Source organism: Burkholderia sp. WSM2230, assembly GCF_000472445.1.
Lineage (GTDB): Bacteria > Pseudomonadota > Gammaproteobacteria > Burkholderiales > Burkholderiaceae > Paraburkholderia.
Map to the genome: position 1 here is coordinate 1 of NZ_AXAJ01000011.1, position 17,067 is coordinate 17,067.

The window sequence follows — 17,067 nt, forward strand, 5'->3', positions numbered from 1 at the left end:
GCGGTTTTCGCGCTCGAGATGCATGCTGACACGGTGCCGCAATCGGTCGTGGTGGCGGACTACAACCCGGATCAGGCCTGGGAGCGCTACAAGGCCGAGGCGAACATCGCCCGCAAGGACCCGACTACCTACGGCCAGCCGTACGTCTACGGCACGCATCATCTCGACCAGGACGGCGCCAAGTGGGAAGCGCAACTGCGTCACGAGGCCGAGATCGCCTGGCAGGTGGTCTATGAGGGTGAGAGCAACGTGCTCGACCCGCGGCCGGCGCGCGCGCTGCGCATGGACGCGTCGTTCGGTCCAGTCATGCGGCTTGTCGTGCAGGGGAGCGTCAATAGCGGCGCGAGCGGCGACCTGAGCCTGCAGCGCTTCATGGAGCGCCTCACCACATTGCGCCTGAAGCTTCAACAGATCAGCGACAGCCCGGACTCCGACGCCCAGGCAAGACAAATCGCGCAGTCGCTGTTTCAGGGCAAGGGCTCGGAGTTGGCCGACACTCAGACTTATGCGCAACTGATTGCCGCGAGCCTCGGTGCGCAATGGGCCGGCATGGGCGATGCGCTCTTCGTGCGGCCGGTTGCGCAGGCGATGCAGACGGTACTGCTGCCCGCCCAGGCGAGTCTGAACGACGCATGGCGTCAGACGATCGTCGCCACATGGAACCGGTCGTTCGCGGGGCGCTATCCATTCGCCAACACAGCTAACGACGCGTCGCTGGCCGAGCTTGCACGGTTCCTGCGGCCGCAGGGCGGCCTGATCGGTGCGTTTCTCGGATCGCAGCTCGCGGGCGTCCTCGAACTGCAAGGCGACCAGTGGGTGCCTGCCTCCACAGGCAGCGCGACATTCGATCCGGATTTCCTCAAGGCGTTGAACACGCTGCAGCGCATTGCGGGGCATCTGCTCGCCTTGGGCGAGCCGCAATACCGCTTCGATCTCAAGCCCGTGCCGACGGCCGGCGTGACTGACATACTGTTGACGTTGGATGGCCAGACCCTGCACTACTACAACCAGATTGAGGCGTGGCAGGCGTTAAGCTGGCCGTCCAACAGCCCGCAGGGTCTTGGCACCCGCCTTCAGTGGCAGACGGAGAAGGCCGGCACCAACAGCAGCTTCGAGTTCGGTGGCCGTTGGGGGCTTGTGCGGATGCTCGAGCGGGCACGAGTGCAGCCCATGGACAGTGCCACGTTCCTGCTGACCTGGCAGGCCGCTGCGGATGCATCGAAAGTCCCGCAGGCAGCGAAGCCTGGCTCAGCGTCCACCGCAGCGGCGGGGAGCGCGGATGACGAGGACGATTACAGCGCCGGCACAATGCCGCTCGGCGGCGCGCGGCGCCTCGACAGTCTCACGTCGCAGGGGCCGCTTACGCCTGCATCGCAGGAACTGACCTACCCGCTCAGCTTCATGATGCGCACAGAGGTAGGCAAGGGGCCACTGGAACTGCTTGCGCTGCGCAATGTCGTGCTGCCTGCGCGGATCTTCGCGAGCAAGGGCGGTATTGGCGCAGCGGGCGCAAAAAAGGTCGCGCAGGCCGAGGGTCCGCCGCCGTTGCCGCAAGCCATGCGCGACGCCGCAAGGCACGCGGCAGCACCGCTGCCTCAAGGTTCGCTGCCGCTATGAACCGTACCGGGCGTACCGTGGAATCCTATCTGCCGGCGCGTCGCGAACTTCACCGGCGCGCGCGGCGAATTCTTGCCGCCGCGACGGATGCGACCCATGGGGCAAACGTGCGCAACACTTCGTTGCCGGAGCATGTCTATCACCGCTATCCCACAACCGTCGTCTGCCTGTCTGAAGCAGGCAGCCGGCAGTTTTTGCTGCGCAAGCTCATCTTCATTGCGCCATCGCTCTTTCGCTTAGACCGGCGCGCCGGTCCGCGCGCAGCCCCTCTTTGACGCCTATGCTAACGAACCTTCTGAGCGCGCTATTCGGCGCGCGCACGCCGTCCGATCTTGCCCGTTCGACACAAGGTCGATGGGATGACTGGCTGCGTCCCATCAGCGATAGCGCGTCCACCGGGGCCGACCCCGGTTACGACGACGACTTCCTCGCGATCAAGGAAGAGGTCGCGAAACTTTCCGACATCGACGACACGCTGATCGTCGAAACAGCCGAGCGCCTGCTTAAGCACAGCGCTAAGGATGTGCGTCTCGCGGTCTATTACGTCTATGGACGTATGCGTCGTGATGGCGCTGAAGGCGTCGCGTGCGGATTCGAACTGCTTTCGGCACTCGTCGACCGTTTTGGCGAAGAGCTACTGCCGGCCCGCATGGGAACCCGCAAGGCTGCGCTGGAATGGCTCGCGGGCAGCACGTTCGCGGACCGGCTCGAACGCGTGCAGGGTCTGTCGGAGACGCTGCTCGAACGCACGCTCTCGGCGCTGGCATTGATTGTCGAGCGCACCGCGCAATGGCCCGAAGCCGCACGTCCAGATCTGGATCCGCTCTTTCGCCGCTTCGAAAGCCGCGTGGAAACGCCGCAGCCTGCGCCAGGCGTCAGCAACGACACGCCCTCCGGCGCAACGCCGTCGGCGATGCTGGCGGCCGCCACGGAAGTCTCCTCGACCCGCGAACTGCTCGACCGCGCGCGTCAGATGGCGCAGTTTCTGCGGGACCAGCCACACGGATATCTGGCGGCTTACCGGCTGATGCGCTGCGTGCGCTGGGACACGCTCACGGAGGTGCCGCCGCACGAGGCCAATGGCAAAACGCGGCTCGTCGCGCCGCGCGCCGAATTGCGCTCGCATCTAAAACGCCTGCTGCTGCAGAAGCAATGGCCGGAACTGCTGGATCGGGTCGAAGCGGCGTTTGCCGAAGGCGCCAATCACTTCTGGCTGGATCTGCAGTACTACGCGTTCAGCGCGCAGGAGCAGGCTGGTGGCGAATACGCGCAGGTCCGCGATCTGGCGGCGACTGACTGTGCGTTGATGCTCGAACGCCTGCCGGGGCTCGATCAACTTGCGTTTTCCGATGGTTCGCCGTTCGCCGACGACGCGACGCTCGAATGGATCGCGCGCTACGCCACGGTGCGGGACGTCGAGCGTGGCGAGGCGGTTGCGCCGGTGAGCAAGTCGTCGGCTCAGACCGACTGGGCGGAGACCGAAGCGCAGGCTTCTGACCTTGCCGCCCAGCAGGGACTCGACGCGGCGTTTGCCTGGCTGCAATGCTTGCCCGCGCAGCGCGGAGAACACGGCGAACGCGAGCGCTTTCTGCGCCAACTGGTAATGGCGCGCGTGGCCGAGCGCGCCGATCGTGCGGACACCGCGCTGCATCTGTTGTCCACGCTCGAGCGCAGCGCGCAGCGTTTCGAGCTCGCCGCGTGGGAGCCGTCCCTCGCGTTTGAAGCCAAGCATCACCTGGTGCGTCTGCTGAAAGTGCGGATCAATCGCAAGGACGCGGACAAGCCCGCGTTGAGCGCGCGGATCGAGCTGTTGACGGACGAGCTGACCGCTATCGATCCGGCGCGAGCGGTCACGCTGGCTTAAGCCCATACGAGGATACTGACATGCGAGATTGCGCCAATGAACAGCGCCACTAAAGACAATGAAGTCCTCCGCTACTACGAAGCGGAAATGCGCTATCTGCGCGAAGCGGGCAAGGAGTTCGCGCGGGCATTTCCTGACCGGGCGAGGATGCTGAACATCGACCGCGTTGGAGATCGCGACCCGCACGTAGAACGGCTGTTCGAAGGCTTTGCGTTCCTGATGGGGCGTCTGCGCCACAAGCTTGATGACGAACTACCGGAGCTGACCGAGGGGCTTGTCAGCATGCTGTGGCCGCATTATCTGCGCATGATTCCGTCGCTATCGATTCTCGAACTTTGCCCGGCCCATGGCGCACTGCAGAAACATGAAACGCTCGCGGCCGGACTCGAAGTGACGTCGGATCCGATCACGGCAGGAGCATCGTCGGGTGCTGCGGACGAGGGTGTCGAGTGCATCTACCGGACCACCCAGGAAGTGGACCTGTATCCGCTGCATTTGTCCGACGCCCGCGCCTACGCGCGCGAAGACGGCCGATCCGTACTGCGTTTGCGGCTCGAAGTGCAACCGCAGGCGCGGCGCGAGCAGCTGGAAGTACCGCGGCTGCGCCTGTTCCTCAACGCCGACCGGCCGGTGGCCCTTGCCCTTTATGCGGCGCTGATTGCAGAGCCGGTGGCGATCAATGTGCGCGTGCCCGGCTATCCCGCCGATCGTGCCGGCATGCCGCAGCCGATGCCGGGGCTGCGCATCGAACCGGCCGGCTTTGCCGCGAACGAACGCCTGTGGCCGAAGGCAGATAACGCGTTCGGCGGCTACCAGTTGCTGCTCGAGTACTTCACGTTCCCCGAAAAGTTCATGTTCGTGGATCTGCTCGGCCTCGACATGCAGGCAATCGCGCAGGACGCGCCGTATTTCGACGTGGAAGTCGTGCTGCACAAGCCCTATCCCGACGACATGCGTTTCTCGGCTGAGAACGTGCGGCTCTTCTGCACGCCGATCATCAATCTGTTTCAGCTCGAAGCCGACCCGGTGGTCGCCACCCAGTTCGAAACCGAATACCGCGTTCACGCAATCGCGCATTACGGCGAGCACGTCGATGTCTATTCCGTGGATAGCGTCCAGGGCCTCGAGGCGGGATCTGGCCGGCGCTTCGAATACGCGCCGTTCGCCGCATTCCGTCATCGCGGTGGCATGCTGCGCCACGAAATGCCCGAACGCTATTTCCACACGCGTGTGCGGCGTGGGCCATCGGGGCGCTTCGACACGTGGGTCGTGCTCGGCGGCCATGCGTGGGAGCATCAGGAGGCGCTGGAGGATGAAACGCTGTCGCTGTCTGTGACCGGCACCAACGGTATGCTCCCGCGCAAAGGCTTGCGCGAAGCGGGTATTACGAGAATGCGCAGCGGGTTCACGAACATCGGCTCTGTGCGCAATCTCACCGCGCCCACGCTACCGGTCTATCCGCCAACCGGCGACCGTTTCCAGTGGCGCGTGCTGTCGCATCTCGCGCCGAATTACCTGTCGCTGCTCAATGCGGAAATCCTGCGCGGTTCGCTCTCCCTGTACGACTGGACCGAGGGCGAACTGAACAAACGCCGCATCGACGCGATTACGGACGTCAAACACCGGCTGTTGCAGAACCTCGTGCAAGGCGGGCTGCAGCGTGGCGTGGAGATCGAGGTGACGCTCGACAGCAATCAGTTCGCGGGCGATGGCGATATCGAACTATTCGGCGGAATGTTGAATCGTTTCCTCGGACTGTACGCAACGCTGAACCTCTTCACGCGGCTGGTGGTCATCTCGCAGCCCACCGGCCACCGCATGGATTGGCCCGATACAAAGGGCGAAGGAGCACCGTTTTGAACGCGCCGGGCAGGGAGTTCCAGCCATACGCCGACAGGACGTTGCTGCCAGTCCTGCTCGATCAGGCACCGCGGATGAACTTCTTCCGCTTCTGCGAGCTGATCGAACTGGCCGCGCCGGACAAGCCGCCACTCGGTACGACCGATTCGCCGTCCGCCGAACCGGTGCGCTTCCGCTCGCGGATGCGGCTAGGGTTCCCGAACCGCGAGATCGATGCGGTCGAATACGATCTGGACGATCCGTCGGCGCCGCCTACGGTACGCACGACCTTTCTCGGGCTGTACGGAGTCGATGCGCGCATGCCCTCCTACTTCGTCGACGAGGTTGCGCAGAACCGCGACGGCGCCGAACCCATGTCGGCGTTTCTCGACCTGTTCCATCACCGGGTGGTTGCGCAGTACTACCGCGTCCGGCGCAAGTATCGCTATCCGGCGGGATTCAGACGTGACGGCACGGATGAGATCTCGCGGTACCTCCTTAGCTTCGCCGGGCTCGGCTTCGGCGCTCCGGAGATCGCTGAGGCGGTCGGCCCACGCAAGCTGCTGTCTATGCTGGGTCTGGCGAACCAGAAAACACGCACTGCGGAAGGGCTGGCGGGCGTGCTACAGCACGCGGTGCCGGATGCGCGCGTGACGGTGGAGGAGTTCCATCCGGTATGGATTCGCGCAGACGATTACGTGCCGGGCGCATTGGGCGAAGGCTGTCTGTTGGGCCGCGGCTTTTATGACAGGGCCAATACTGTGCGCGTCGCCATTACTCCCCGATCGCGTGAAACGGTACTCGGCTTGATGCCGGGGCGTAGCCGCCATCGCGAACTGATGGCGCTGTTGCGCTTCTACCTGGGTTACGAGGCACGGGCGCATCTGGAAATGCACGTGAGCCCGGAACTGATGCCGGGCCAGCAGCTAAATTCGGATCAGGTCAGTCTCGGCTATACCACCCAGCTGCCGTGGTCGAAAGCGGGCGATCGTGCGGTCGAAATTACCCGCGTCCAGCTCGGCCAATGGACCGGCGGCAGCCAACAGCACCGCACCCACGGCCGCACTCCCTCGCGTCCCGCCCACTAACAGGCACTCAAAGTACATGCAACAAAGAAAGGACCAAACGATGATGCGGCAACTTCGAACCGGTGCAATCGTTCTAGCCATACTTGCCCTCGCCGGTTGCGGGGTAGGGCAGACGGTGAAAGACAGCACGGTGGACGCAGCGAAATGGGCGTTCACGACGCAGGTGAAAACGATGAACGTCGACCTCGTGAGCCGCTCGTCATTGAACGCAAATGGCGATGGACAATCGTTGTCGACGGTGGTGCGGATCTATCAGTTGAAAACGCCACAGACGTTCCAGCAACTCGATTACCAGCAGTTGCAAACGAGCGACCTCGACGCACTGAAAGCCGATCTGCTGGCGACGAAAGACGTGGTACTGCGCCCGGACGCGAGCGCGAGCATCAGCGAGCCGATGAACGGCGACGCGCAGTATGTCGGCGTCGTTGCCTTCTTCCGCAACGCCGGCAGCGACGCGACCTGGAAGCTCGTCATCCCGAAGAAGCAGTGGAAAAAGACAGACCCGGTGAAAATCGAGGCGCGCGACAATACGCTGAATCTGGTCGGCACCACCGATGACACGATCCGGCGCAACGCGCCGCAGCAGAGCCTACCGAATCCGCCCAAGCCGAAGCCCCCCGCTGTGAACGACCACGCAACGCAGGCAGGATAGTTTTTTCACGCGAACAATACGCGCGGTGCGGCGTGCAGGAGCCGACCAGGTAGGTGAAGGCGCGTGCGCTGTGCGCGGCAGACAAGCTTGCGCAGCCCAGTCGCCGGCGCGCATCAAGCACGCCGCGCTCTCAATCCCGCCGAAGGCATCAGAAAGTGCCGCCCGCCAATCCCGCCGGGCGCGCACCCACTCTCAAAGTGCCGCGGGCATCTTCCCGACCTTGGCATCGCGAAGATAAAGAAAAGACGACAGCCCAACAGCCGCCGCGGCAGCAATAGCCGCGAACAGAAACACCGAGCCATATCCGAACTCGCCGGCAATATATCCGGCCAACGGCCCGGTAATGCCCAGCGACAAATCGAGAAACACAGAGTAAGCCGACAAAGCCGCGCCCCGGCTGGCCGGCGGCACGAGCCCCACCGCCTCCACGCCCAGCGCCGGAAACACCAACGCAAACCCGAACCCCGTCAATGCCGCGCCCGCCAGCGCGATATGCGGTTCGGGCGCGAGCCATAGCATCAGCAAACCAACGCATTCGAACGAAAACGAAGCAATCGCGACCCGGAACCCGCCGTAGGTCTTGATCGTGTTGGCAAACAGCAGCCGCGCGCCGATGAACAGCGTGCCGAACACGGTCAGCGACAACGCCGCGTTCGGCCACTGCTTCGCCGCATAGAACAGCGTGATGAACGTCGCGATCGATCCAAAACCGGCGGAGCCGAGCGCGAGACCTATGCCGTGCGGCAGCACGCGCGTGAATACGCTCCGGTATGACATCCGCTCGCCGTGCACGAGAGGCACCGGCGCAATCGACCGCGCGAGGTAGAAGCCGAGCGCCGCCAGCAGGATCACCAGAATGCCGAGCGCCGCAAAGCCGACTGACCGCTCGATCGCCACGCCGAGCGGCGCGCCGACCGCGAGCGCGCCATACGTGGCGATGCCGTTCCACGAGATCACCCGCGCGTTGTTGCTCGTGCCCACGCGGCCGATCCCCCACAGAATCGCGCCCGTGCCGCACAGGCTTTCGCCGAATCCGAGTATGAGCCGGCTGCACACCAGCAGTGCGAGGCTCGCCGCGGGCCAGCGTCCGCACAAGACCGCCAGCAGCAACAGCACGCCGCTCGCGCCGCAGCCGAGCAAGCCGATCGATACCGTGCGCTTGGGCCCGAGCGTATCCGCGGAACGGCCGGCGAGCGGCCGCGAGGCCAGCGTCGCCAAGTATTGCACGCTGATCGCCGCGCCGGCAAGCACCGCGCTGTAGCCGAGGTCTCCGTGGACGTAGCCCGGCAGCACCGCAAGCGGAATGCCGATCGTCAGGTAGCAAAGAAACGTGAAAAAGACGACCGGAATGATCTGCATGGTCGTCGCAAATTCGCTGCGAGGTGGCGCTGAGTCGGTGGACATGGGGAAAACGAGACTTGAAAACGGCGGGAAGGCATGATTTTCCCATGGAACCGATTCCCTTGCAGCGTTCGCTTAACAATCATCGGACGAAAGCGGGAGGCAAACGCTGCGGAAGTGAGGCTTCGGCTGCGAAATACGGACCCGTTGGCTTTGGAAACCCGCTCCGACACAGCGACGAGACCGTCCGGAACGCGCGCACGACGAACAAAACGCCTCAAACCAGCCACACCAACATAAGCCAACGCCGCGCCAAACCTATCTCGATATCGCTTTGCGAATATATCCCGCATGCGGTTCGGCCTATGGGTTCCATTTATTGACGGTGATAGTTTTCGAACCATCCCCGCGGTACTGGCAGCCGCACCCGAAATTCCGAGAACATCGAGAGCCTGAGACATGACTGAGCCGATTCGCTTCTATCACCGCAACGAGATACGCGAGATCAAGGACGCGCCCGTCACGCGCACGGTCCTGCAGTATCTGCGCGAGGACGTGCATTGCACCGGCACCAAGGAAGGCTGCGCCGAGGGCGATTGCGGCGCGTGCACCGTCGTGATCGGCGAGCGAAACGAAGCGGGCGGCGTCGACTTCAAGGCGGTCAACGCGTGCATCCAGTTCGTGCCGACGCTCGACGGCAAGGCGCTCTTTACCGTCGAAGATCTGCGCCAGCCGGACGGCTCGCTGCACCCGGTGCAAGAGGCGCTGGTCGAATGCCACGGCTCCCAGTGCGGTTTCTGCACGCCCGGCTTTGTCATGTCGATGTGGTCGCTGTATGAAAAGCACGGTCACGAACAGAGCTGCGCGAACAGGACGGTGCCCTCGCGCGAAACGATCAGCAACGCGCTGACCGGCAACCTGTGCCGCTGCACGGGCTATCGTCCGATTGTGGATGCGGCCGTGCGCATGTTCGAAGCCCCCCCGCCGAAAGCGCCGGTGAATGTAAATGCATTGGCGACTGCGCTCGCCACGCTGCAACGCGATCACACGTTTCACTATGAACAGGACGGTCAGCGCTTTTATGCGCCGCGCACCGTTGAAGCGCTCGCGCAGATCAAGCAGGCCGAACCGGCGGCGCGCATTCTCGCGGGCAGCACGGACATCGGCCTGTGGGTCACCAAGCAGATGCGCGACCTCGGCAACGTGATCTACGTGGGGCAGATCGCAGAATTGCAGAAGCTCGAAACGCGCGGCGACTGGATCGAAATCGGCGCGGGCGTGACAGTCGAGAATGCCTACGCGGAGATCGCGAAGCAGTACCCGGAAGTCACCGAAATGTGGCAGCGCTTTGCCTCGCTGCCGATTCGCAACGCGGGCACGCTCGGCGGCAACATCGCCAACGGTTCGCCGATCGGCGACTCGATGCCTGGTCTCATCGCGCTTGGCGCGCGCGTGATCGTGCGCGGCGGCGCGAGCGAACGCGAAATGCCGCTCGAAGACCTGTACCTCGCCTATCAGAAGAAGGACATGGCGGAACACGAGTTCGTCGTCGGCGTGAAGGTGCCGGCTCGCACCGGCGCACGCGCGCAACTGCAATTTCGCACCTACAAGCTGTCCAAGCGTTTCGACTCCGACATCTCCGCCGTGTGCGCGGCGTTTTCGTTCATCGCGGACGGCGCGCTGATTCGCGAGCCGCGCATCGCGTTCGGCGGCATGGCCGCCACACCGAAGCGCGCGACGCATGCCGAAGCCGTGCTGCGCGATGCAGAGTGGCATGAAGCCACCGCGCAGGCCGCGATGCTCGCGCTCGGCAACGACTACACGCCGCTCTCGGACATGCGCGCGACCAGCAACTATCGTCTGGAGGCCGCGAAAAACACGTTGTATCGCTTCTGGCTCGAAACGCGTCCGCACAATCCGCTGCCCAAAAGCGCGCTCGATGTGCGCGCGGTCGCGGCGGCCCGCGCGCCTGCCGACGCACATGGCGCGGTCAACGCGGCAGCCGGCGCCTGACGCGCGCGATCCAGCAGAAATACGGAGAACACAACAATGAATCAGCATGCGGAACCCTTCCTGAAAGACGCTCACGCGCTTGACGACTTCACGCAGGTGCACGTGTCGCGTCCGCATGAATCGGCGCATCTGCACGTGAGCGGTCGCGCCACTTATACCGACGACATCCCCACCGTCGCCGGCACGTTGCATGCGGCGCTCGGCCTGTCGTCGAAAGCGCATGCCAGGATCGTGTCGATGTCGCTCGACAAAGTGCGCGCGACGCCCGGCGTGGTCGCGATCTTCACGGCGGACGACATTCCGGGCGCCAACGACGTCGCGCCGATCGTCCACGGCGACGATCCGATTCTCGCGGACGGCCTCGTGCAATACGTCGGGCAGCCGGTGTTCATCGTGGTCGCGACCTCGCATGAAACTGCGCGGCTCGCGGCGCGGCGCGCCGAGATCGTCTACGAGGAATTGCCCGCGATTCTGACCGCGCAGCAGGCGCGCGCCGCAAATCAGTCTGTGCTGCCGCCGATGAAACTCGCGCGCGGCGAGGCCGGCACGAAGATCGCGCGCGCGGCGCATCGCGAGGCGGGCGAAATGCTGCTCGGCGGCCAGGAGCAGTTCTATCTGGAAGGGCAGATTTCCTACGCGGTGCCCAAAGACGACGACGGCATGCACGTGTACTGCTCGACGCAGCATCCCACGGAGATGCAGCACCTTGTCGCGCACGCGTTGGGCATTGCTTCGCATAACGTATTAATAGAATGCCGGCGCATGGGCGGCGGTTTCGGCGGCAAGGAATCGCAGTCGGGCCTGTTCGCCTGCTGCGCGGCGCTCGCCGCGTGGAAGCTGTTGTGCCCCGTCAAACTGCGCCCCGATCGCGACGACGACATGATGGTCACCGGCAAGCGCCACGACTTCCACTACACGTATGAAGTGGGCTACGACGACAAGGGCGTAATAGAGGGCGTCGCGGTGGACATGACTTCGCGCTGCGGTTTTTCGGCAGACCTGTCGGGCCCGGTCATGACGCGCGCGCTGTGTCACTTCGACAACGCGTACTGGCTTTCGGACGTCACGATCGACGGCTTCTGCGGCAAGACCAACACGCAGTCGAACACCGCGTTTCGCGGCTTCGGCGGTCCGCAGGGCGCGTTCGCAATCGAATACATCATGGACAACGTCGCGCGTTCCCTTGGCGAGGATTCGCTCGACGTGCGCCGCCGCAATCTGTACGGCAAGACCGAGCGCAATCAGACGCCGTATGGTCAGATGGTCGAAGACAACGTCATTCACGAACTGATCGACGAACTGGAAGCGACGAGCGAATACCGCGCACGGCGCGCCGCGATCAACGAATTCAACGCGAACAACGAGGTGCTGAAAAAAGGCCTCGCGCTTACGCCGGTCAAATTCGGCATTGCGTTCAACGTTACGCATTTCAATCAGGCCGGCGCCCTTGTGCACATCTATACCGATGGTTCCGTGCTCGTGAACCACGGTGGCACCGAAATGGGCCAGGGCTTGAACACCAAGGTGGCGCAGGTCGTCGCGCATGAACTGGGCGTCGGTTTCAAGCGTATCCGCGTAAGTGCGACGGATACGAGCAAGGTCGCGAATACGTCGGCGACGGCGGCGTCGACTGGCTCCGATCTGAACGGCAAGGCCGCGCAGGACGCCGCGCGTCAGTTGCGCGAGCGCCTCGCCGCGTTCGCGGCGGAGCGGTTCGGCGCGGGCCAGGTTACTGCTTCAGAAGTGCGTTTTGCGCATGACCGTGTGATCGTCGGTGAGGCTGTGGTGCCGTTCGAGGAAGTGGTCGCGAAGGCCTACCTCGCGCGCATTCAGTTGTGGTCCGACGGCTTTTACACGACGCCCAAGCTGCATTGGGATCAGGCGAAGCTGCAAGGCCGGCCGTTCTACTACTACTCGTATGGCGCGGCAGTGTCGGAAGTGGTGATCGATACGCTGACCGGCGAAATGCGCGTGCTGCGCGCGGACGCGCTGCATGACGTGGGCGCGTCGCTGAATCCGGCGCTCGACATCGGCCAGGTGGAAGGCGCGTTCATTCAGGGCATGGGCTGGTTGACCACCGAAGAGCTGTGGTGGAACGCAGGCGGCAAGCTGATGACGCACGCGCCGTCCACGTACAAGATTCCGACCGTCAACGATACGCCGCCAGAGTTCAACGTGCGCCTCTTCAAGAACCGCAATGCGGAGGACAGCATTCATCGTTCGAAGGCGACGGGCGAGCCGCCGTTGCTGTTGCCGTTCTCGGTGTTCTTTGCGATTCGCGATGCGGTCTCCGCAGTCGGTGATCACAAGGTGAATCCGCCGCTGAACGCGCCGGCGACGAGCGAGGAGATCCTCAAGGCTATCGGCGCCGTGCGCGCCGCGACGTCCGCTGCACGGCGCTAGCGGGATCATTGCGATGAAAGACTGCACTTCCATTCGAATCGGCCGGCGCAGCGCCGTGGAAGCGCCGCGCCCGGCGCCCCTGCACATCGTCCTGTTTGGCGCGGGACATGTGGGGCATGCGCTCGTCGAGTTGCTCGGCACCTTGCCGTGCGTGGTTCAGTGGGTTGACGAACGTGACGAACTCTTTCCCGACGAAACGCCCGCGAACGTGCAGATCGAAGCCACCGACACCCCCGAGGCGATAGTCGACGCGGCGCCGCCCGGCGCCTGGTTTCTGGTGATGACACACAACCATGCGCTCGATTTTTCGCTCGCGCTGGGCATCATGCGGCGACGCGACTTCGCTTACTTCGGCATGATCGGCTCAAAGACAAAGCGCGTGAAGTTCGAGCGGCGTCTGCTCGAGCGTGGCGTCGAGGCTGGGCGGCTCGCGCAGATGACGTGTCCGATCGGCATTGCAGGTATCGTCGATAAAGCCCCGGCGGCTATTGCCGTGGCGGTGTGCGCGGAGTTGCTGCAGGTTCGCGGGCGGCGGCAAGTTGCGGCACTGGCTGAGGGCTTGGAACACACACGTCAACGGCCGGCCGTTAGCGTATAGCCGCAGGCGGGGAGTGCGCCTGCACCGCTCGCGGCGCCTCCAGATCCTGAAGCGCTTCAATCCCGCGAAGTGCCTCAAACCACAAAAGCGCTGCAAGCGTGATAACGCGTGAAGGCACAACCCGCTCCTCCGACGCTCTCCCAACACCGCTCACCGTACCCGCTTCGCGCGCCGCGCCTTCTGCGCAACCAGCGCGTCCGACACTTGCGACATCAACGCACGCAGCCAGCCGAGATCGCTCGGCCGATCAGGCTGCGGATGCCACATCTGATAGCACTTGATACGCGGAAACGGAATGGGCGCCTCGACGACCGCGAGCGGCAAAATGCTTGCGTAGTGCGTCGCGAAGCGGCGCGTCGTCGTGAAGATCAGATCCGATTGCAACAGTGTTTGCGGCACGAGGCCGAAGTAGGGCAGCGTGGCCACGACGCGCCGTTCCGCTCTGGCACGCGCAAAGCCGATGTCGATCGCGCCGCCGCGTCCGCCGCTATACGGAGTCGGCGCGAGATGCGGCGCCGCGAGATAGGCCTCTCGCGTGAGCGGCGCATGCGCGAGCGGATGATCCGCGCGCATCATGCACACCACGGTGTCCGAGAAAAGATCGCTACGCTCGAAACGTGGATCGGGCTTCGGCCAGTTGCCGATCACGAGATCGAGCTCGCCCGCGTCCAGCGCGGCTGAATGGTCGAGCATCGGGTTCAGCGAATCGATTTCGAGCCGCGCATGCGGCGCCGCCTCGCGAAACTGCGCGATCACGGTCGGCATGAAGAAGTCGTTCAGATAATCAGGCGCCGCCACGCGAAACGTGCGGCGCGAGCGGCCCGGATCGAAGTCGCCGTGGGGCGTGGCCACAAAGTCGACCTCGCGCAGCACGCGTTGCGCCGAGGCGAGCAGCGATTCGCCATACTCGGTCGGCACCATGCCCGACTTGCCCCGCACGAGGATCGGGTCGTTCAGCGTCTCGCGCAGCTTGCGCAGCGCGGTGCTGATCGCAGGCTGCGTCTGATTCAGCCGCAGCGCGGTTTGCGTGACGCTGCGCTCGACGAGCAGCGTGCGCAGCACGCGCACGAGCCAGATATCGAGGGAGGCGGCGGTGTCGTCCATGGCAAAAAGGAAAGCGAAGCGGTCGGGCGTGGTATCGGCCACCCAGGCGCCCCAGAGTCCGGGGTCGCAAAGCCGCAAAGCCGCAAGGTCCGAAAGTCAGCCGTGCGCGAAGGCCCCGCAAAACGCGCGAGATCGTGTATGGCGCAAAGGTTATAACCTTAGGCCCGATTGCACTGCAGCCGCCATAGCGGGCGCGGTATGACCGGCATCAGGTGCACCTTGTGTGGGCGCACCGCCGCGCGCCGGCGCTCAGATATCCGACGAACCCCAGGGCAGCGCGCTGATCCGCTTTACCTCGCTCGATTCCAGCCAGTTCGGCGTACGCGCGCAGTAGAGCACCATCGGCAAGGCGTCCTCGCCCCAGAACAACTGATCGTTCAGACGGAAGGTAGGCACGCCGTAGACGCCGAGCCCGATCGCATCGGCGGTATTGCGCTGTAACTGGGCCTTCACTTCCTCGCTTCTGATTAGCTCGGGCCCGTCGGGCATGCCCACGCGCTCGCATAGTTCGGCGAACGCCTCGTCGCTCGAGGGATCGCGGCCCTCGCGCCAGATAAAACGGAAGATCTCACGCACGCAGACCACGTCCGCCTGAGCGGCGGTGGCGAGCAGGAGCGCCTTCATGGAATCGAAGGGATGAGCGGGCGGCATCTTGTACGGAATGCCGAGCTGCTCTGCGCGAAAAAGGGCGTGCCGGTACATGAACGTGCGCTTGGCCGGCACGCTGTAAGCCGGCCGCTGCCCCCAATGGCGATACAGGTCGTTCAGCACCACCGGCGTAAAGACGAAGTCGAAGCCCGGCCATTTATCGTGTTGCTCGAGCAGCAGATATGTGAACGGCGAGACGAAATCGTAAAACCACAGCGGCTGCGCGGCGTCGATGCCAACGGTCATATATGTCTCCCGGATTGCCTGCCCGACGGGATCGGCGGATGAATCTGCTCGAACGTCGGAATTGTAATGATCTTACGCGGTGCGGCTCTGCCTTGCACCGTCAATCTGGTTTGCGGCGCTCGTCCGCCCGCGTTTCGCCGGTTTCACCGATTTCGGCAGCTTCGTTCGGCGTGGCGGGCATGCCGTCTTTATTGCTGGCCTGGTCGGCTTCGTCTGCTTCTTTCGCTTCGCTCGCCGCGGCGGAGTCGTCGTCCGCTTCATCGCCGGAGATGTCGCGCCGCGCGTCGCGGCTTTGCGTGAGCCGCGCCCGCACAAAGCCGATATGCTCGCGCAGCACGTAGAACTGGTCGGCGTAGGCGAGCGGCATCTTCAGACCATTCACCGAATCCTCGATGGTATCGAGCCGCTGCAGCAAAGAGGCCCGCTCGGCCGCCGAGTGATCGCTGAGGGCGCTGCGTTCGATCGCGATCAGCGCGCCGTACCAGCGATAGATGCGCGACTTCACGCGCCACGCATACAGCGACGGCACGAGACGCAACGCCGGAATCAGCAGCACGACGAGCGGGACGACCACCACCAGCAGCCGGTCGGCGAGACTCGCGAGCCAGAACGGCAACAGCCGGTAAAGAAAGCTCTTGCCCGACTTGTAGTAGCGCGCGGCGTCGTCGCTGATCGGAAAGTCGTGAGCGAGCGGCGCGGGGAATTCGCCGGCGCGCTGCATGATGTTGGCCTTGCCGTGCACCTCGCGCGCGGCTTCGATCAGCAGATCCGACAGCGCGGGATGCAGCGAATTGCGCGCCACCAGTTCGGCGGTCGGCGCGACCATGTGGATCGGCGCGGACGGCAGGTTCTTGCCGAGATCGAATGCGCCCATCGGCAATTCGAGTTGCGTCAGATACGGAAAGCGCCGTGTGTACGCGTCGGCCTGGGTGAAATCGTAGAACTGCACGTTCGGCGTGCGGTAAAGCTTGCCCATGACCGCGGGCTGCGCCGAATCGCCGGCTAGAAACGCCGCGTCCACCTTGCCGGAGACGAGCGCCTGCGCGGCCTCGTCGCCGGACAGCGGCAGCAGCCGGGTCGCGCCGCCCGGCTCGATGCCGTTCGCCTTCAGCAGCGCGAGGGCCAGTTGCCGCGTGCCGCTGCCTTCGGCGCCAACCGCGAGCCGCTGCCCTTTGAATTCGGAAAGACGCGTGACCGTAGGGCCGTGATAGAAAATCGCGAGCGGCACATACGACACGCTGCCAAGCGACATCAAGCCGTTGCTGGCCGCGCCGGGCGCAATGCCGTCCTGCACGAACGCGACGTCGACATCGGCGTTCGGCCCCGAGAGCCGTTGCAGATTCTGCAGCGAGCCTTCCGAAGGCAGCACATTCAACGTGATGCGGTTGCGCGCCAGAATCTCCTTGTACTTCTGCGCGGCATTCCAGAAGGTGCTGCCCTCGGGACCGGCGCTGATGGTCAGCGTGCTCGGCGGCGCGGGCTGGATCAGGCGCACGGCGACCCAGATCGCGGCCACGGCGATCAGGAAGATGGGACCGAACGAAACCGCCAGGTCGCGCCAGGAGATCGCGACGAAACGGGCGACGAGGCGGGTTGGGCGGGTTGGGTATTTGCGGCCGGTGGCTGGCTTCATCGGATGACGGGACGGCTACGG

13 protein-coding genes are annotated in these 17,067 nt (G+C 64.3%); 9 read left to right on the forward strand and 4 right to left on the reverse strand.

What is annotated here, in order from left to right:
* From A3AC_RS0120345 to tssJ, 6 genes are all read left to right on the forward strand, one after another.
* A partial coding sequence (locus tag A3AC_RS0120345) for a type VI secretion IcmF C-terminal domain-containing protein (RefSeq protein WP_025601069.1) occupies positions 1–1,617 on the forward strand: 1,617 nt, incomplete at its 5' end.
* Positions 1,614–1,892, forward strand: a complete 279-nt coding sequence (locus A3AC_RS0120350; RefSeq protein WP_025601070.1) for a hypothetical protein — start codon at positions 1,614–1,616, stop codon at positions 1,890–1,892. The genes A3AC_RS0120345 and A3AC_RS0120350, both read left to right, overlap by 4 nt.
* A 5-nt stretch (positions 1,893–1,897) precedes the next feature.
* Entirely contained in the window at positions 1,898–3,481 is a 1,584-nt protein-coding gene (tssA, locus tag A3AC_RS0120355) for a type VI secretion system protein TssA (protein ID WP_025601071.1), read from the forward strand.
* A gap of 36 nt (positions 3,482–3,517) precedes the next feature.
* On the forward strand, positions 3,518–5,341 hold the full coding sequence (gene tssF / locus A3AC_RS0120360; protein ID WP_025601072.1) for a type VI secretion system baseplate subunit TssF: 1,824 nt from the start codon (positions 3,518–3,520) through the stop codon (positions 5,339–5,341).
* 74 nt (positions 5,342–5,415) lie between these two features.
* Entirely contained in the window at positions 5,416–6,408 is a 993-nt protein-coding gene (gene tssG, locus A3AC_RS0120365; protein WP_051361666.1) for a type VI secretion system baseplate subunit TssG, read from the forward strand.
* Between the two features lie 40 nt (positions 6,409–6,448).
* A complete protein-coding gene (gene tssJ, locus A3AC_RS0120370) occupies positions 6,449–7,060 on the forward strand; it encodes a type VI secretion system lipoprotein TssJ (protein WP_025601074.1) in 612 nt (203 codons plus the stop codon).
* 192 nt (positions 7,061–7,252) lie between these two features.
* On the opposite strand, the gene A3AC_RS0120375 is transcribed toward tssJ, so the two are convergent.
* A complete protein-coding gene (locus tag A3AC_RS0120375; RefSeq protein WP_025601075.1) occupies positions 7,253–8,464 on the reverse strand; it encodes an MFS transporter in 1,212 nt (403 codons plus the stop codon).
* A gap of 396 nt (positions 8,465–8,860) precedes the next feature.
* Here A3AC_RS0120375 and xdhA point away from each other — a divergent pair, with 396 nt between their 5' ends.
* From xdhA to xdhC, 3 genes are read left to right on the forward strand one after another with little or no spacing between them, the layout of a single operon-like run.
* Complete coding sequence (gene xdhA, locus A3AC_RS0120380) at positions 8,861–10,414, forward strand: xanthine dehydrogenase small subunit (protein ID WP_025601076.1); 1,554 nt, start codon at positions 8,861–8,863, stop codon at positions 10,412–10,414.
* A gap of 36 nt (positions 10,415–10,450) precedes the next feature.
* Entirely contained in the window at positions 10,451–12,817 is a 2,367-nt protein-coding gene (gene xdhB / locus A3AC_RS0120385; RefSeq protein ID WP_025601077.1) for a xanthine dehydrogenase molybdopterin binding subunit, read from the forward strand.
* A 13-nt stretch (positions 12,818–12,830) separates the two neighbouring features.
* A complete protein-coding gene (xdhC, locus tag A3AC_RS0120390; RefSeq protein ID WP_025601078.1) occupies positions 12,831–13,415 on the forward strand; it encodes a xanthine dehydrogenase accessory protein XdhC in 585 nt (194 codons plus the stop codon).
* Between the two features lie 150 nt (positions 13,416–13,565).
* Here xdhC and A3AC_RS0120395 read toward each other — a convergent pair whose 3' ends face one another.
* From A3AC_RS0120395 to A3AC_RS0120405, 3 genes are all read right to left on the reverse strand, one after another.
* On the reverse strand, positions 13,566–14,519 hold the full coding sequence (locus tag A3AC_RS0120395) for a LysR substrate-binding domain-containing protein (RefSeq protein WP_025601079.1): 954 nt from the start codon (positions 14,517–14,519) through the stop codon (positions 13,566–13,568).
* Between the two features lie 249 nt (positions 14,520–14,768).
* Entirely contained in the window at positions 14,769–15,413 is a 645-nt protein-coding gene (locus A3AC_RS0120400; RefSeq protein ID WP_025601080.1) for a 2-hydroxychromene-2-carboxylate isomerase, read from the reverse strand.
* 100 nt (positions 15,414–15,513) lie between these two features.
* Positions 15,514–17,046, reverse strand: a complete 1,533-nt coding sequence (locus A3AC_RS0120405) for a TAXI family TRAP transporter solute-binding subunit (protein ID WP_025601081.1) — start codon at positions 17,044–17,046, stop codon at positions 15,514–15,516.
* Positions 17,047–17,067: the final 21 nt, after the last annotated feature.